Origin of the sequence: Frankia sp. KB5 (assembly GCF_002099325.1) — a bacterium.
Classification (GTDB): Bacteria; Actinomycetota; Actinomycetes; order Frankiales; family Frankiaceae; genus Frankia; species Frankia casuarinae.
In genome coordinates, this window is the sequence record NZ_MRUJ01000367.1 from 1 (window position 1) to 2,665 (window position 2,665).

The 2,665-nt window shown below is 68.3% G+C and carries 4 protein-coding genes; all 4 read left to right on the forward strand.

Annotated features, from left to right (window positions below; all coding sequences use genetic code 11):
• Positions 1-410, forward strand: a 410-nt coding sequence (locus tag KBI5_RS24410) for a Scr1 family TA system antitoxin-like transcriptional regulator (RefSeq protein ID WP_241883175.1), incomplete at its 5' end; no start/stop codon positions are given.
• A 138-nt stretch (positions 411-548) separates the two neighbouring features.
• Positions 549-1,703: a radical SAM protein gene (locus KBI5_RS24415; protein WP_043592223.1), complete on the forward strand. Its 1,155-nt coding sequence runs from the start codon at positions 549-551 to the stop codon at positions 1,701-1,703.
• Positions 1,700-2,293, forward strand: coding sequence for a 3'-5' exonuclease (locus KBI5_RS24420; protein WP_043592221.1), 594 nt, complete (start codon positions 1,700-1,702; stop codon positions 2,291-2,293). Before KBI5_RS24415 ends, KBI5_RS24420 begins: the two co-directional genes overlap by 4 nt.
• A partial coding sequence (tmk, locus tag KBI5_RS24425; protein ID WP_085016607.1) for a dTMP kinase occupies positions 2,268-2,665 on the forward strand: 398 nt, incomplete at its 3' end. The genes KBI5_RS24420 and tmk, both read left to right, overlap by 26 nt.

Here is a 2,665-nt window from a genome sequence, read left to right on the forward strand (position 1 = left end):
CCGCCCGCGTCCGGCGGCAAGAGATCTTGTACCGCCCCGATAAGCGGTTTCACTTCGTACTGACCGAAGCCGCGCTCCGGTTTCGGCTGTGCCCCACCGACGTCATGCTTGGCCAGCTTGACCGCCTGATTTCGTTCTCCCAGCTACCCAACGTCCGGCTGGGGATCATCGGATTTGAGACGCAGTACGCCACGTCGCCATGGCATGGCTTCTGGATGTACGACACCGAACGGGTCCTGATCGAGACCTTCAGCGCGGCGCTGGATTTGCGCCAACCGCAGGAGATCGAACTGTACGCGGGCGCCTTCGAGGAGCTCGCGGCCGTCGCCAGCTACGGTCGTTCGGCGCGCGCGATCATCAACGGTGTCATTGAGGATCTTGCTTCGGGCGTCCCCGAGGATGGCGTCTAGTTTCGCCCGCTGTGGTCTTCTCTCAGGGTTTCGAGAAATCTAAAGAAATCTTCTGGTGCCCTGTGGTATGGACGCCTTACTCTCCGACGCGAGGCAACGTCACGCTGCCCCGCTTGGGGAGGTTTGGAGGGCCGCCGGGTGCGCAGTTTCGTCCCGCTGTTGAGCGCGGGACAGATCGAACGCCTGCCGTCGCGGGCGCGGGAAGTCGTCGAGTACCGCAAGAGCGGACTGTCCCTCAACCACGTCCAGGGGTGTCCGCTGGACTGCGCCTACTGCATCCGCCACACCTATGGCCTGTGGGACCAGCGTCAGCCGCGGGCGCTGATGACCGACGCCGAGGCCGTGGCCCAGCTTGTCGGCCACCCCTACTTCCGGCCGGGAGCGACGCCTGTCCAGCTTTTCAACCGGGCGACCGAGCCGTTTCTGCCGGCCGTCCGGCCCCACACCTTCGCGGTGCTGGAGGACCTCGACGCCCGCGGCCTCACCAACCACGTGCTCGTCATCACCCGGCACCAGCTGCGGCCGGAGGACTGTGAGCGGTTGGGCCGCCTGACGAGTGTCAAGCTGACCGTGCTGTTTACCTACTCCGGCATTGAGGACCGGCGCATCGAGCCCCACCCCTCCGAGGTCGCGGCGGCCTCGCTGCGGCTGGCAACCGCCGTCCGGCCCCGGCGCTACCGTAGGATCTTCTACTGGCGTCCCCTGGTGCCTGGCCTCAACGACACCGATGAGCACTTGGCCCGCGCGGCTGAGCTTTGCCAGCACGCCGACGCTACCGTCTTCACCGGCCTCTTCTACCGGGACGAAATCGCCGCCTACTACCAGGCTGCGGGCCTGCCGGAGCCGTACGCGGCCACCGCCCGGCGCAAGGTGGTGCCCGAGACCCTGGAGCGGCGGGTACTGGAAGCCCTCGGCGGCCGGACCCAGCTGTTTCGTAAGACCTCGTGCGCGGTGTCGTTCGTCCACGGCCTGCCCGACTACAACGGCCACTACGGCGTCCGGGAACTGTGCGATATCTGCCCGGTCGGCCAGATCCGCCGGTGCCACGACGCCCACCAGGTTCCTACGCAAGAGGAGTTGGTGGCCCTCGCGAGCACGGTGCCCGACACAGACGACCTTGAGGTCGTAGACATCACCGACCGGGCCGCCGTGGTCGCGGGTCTCCCGCACGAACAGCCCCGTTACTTCCTCCAGCACGCCCTTGGCTTCCAGGTTCACGACGTGCGCCATCCTCACCACGCGCGGCGCCACGGCCGCGCTGACATCGGATGGAAGGAGCCGGTCGCCTCATGACGGACTGGACGAGCCTGGACTACGCCGTGGTGGATGTGGAGGGCAACGGCCAGCAGCCGCCGGACCTGGTGGAGCTGGCGGTGGTGCCCATCACCGGCGGCGCCATCGGGGAGCCGACCGCCTGGCTCCTGCGGCCCGAGCGCCCGATCACCGGCTTCGCCCGCCGCATCCACGGCATCACGAGCGACATGGTCGCAGGCGCGCCGGTCCTGGCCGACGTGGAAAAGGAGATCCGCGCGGCCCTGGAAGGCGTGGCGATCGTCGCCCACAACGCACACGTTGACCTCGGCGTCCTGCGGCGCAGCTTCCCAGGTTGGGAACCGCGGGACGTTTTCGACACGCTCAGGCTCGCGCGGCGGCTCCGGCCCGAGCGCGTCAGCTACCGGCTCGGCTCGTTGGTGGAGGCCTTCAGCCTGGCTGACGGCCTGGACCCACAGCACCGGCCCCACCGAGCCACCTACGACGCCCTGGTGACGGCCCGGCTGTTCGCACTGCTGGCAACAGGCCCGGACAGCCGCCCCTTGTCCCTTGACGAACTCCGCGACCTTCCCCCTGGAGGCGACGATGACCCGGCTGCGACCCTTTTCTGATCACCGCCGAGGGCTGTTCATCAGCGTGGACGGGCCGAGCGGGGCAGGCAAGTCCACCCTCGTGCGCCACCTCGCCCAACTGCTCGTCGCGGCGGGCGAGGACGTCCACGTCACGGCCGAACCGTCCGCCGGCCCTATCGGTGTACTGGCCCGCGAGTTGACCGAAAGCGTCACCGGCCACGCCTTGGCCTGCCTGTATGCGGCGGACCGCTACCACCACATCGAGACCGAGATCCGGCCGCATCTGGAGCTGGGCCAAACCATCATCTCCGACCGCTACGTGCCGTCGGGGCTGGTCATGCAGCGCTTCGACGGCTTGGACCCGGCCTTCCTCTGGGCGCTCAACGCCGAAGCCGCCCGGCCCGACCTGTG

Excerpts from the sequence above, each read along its gene's own strand:
- KBI5_RS24420 (WP_043592221.1), top strand. The coding sequence starts at position 1,700 with ATGACGGACTGGACGAGCCTGGACTACGCCGTGGTGGATGTGGAGGGC.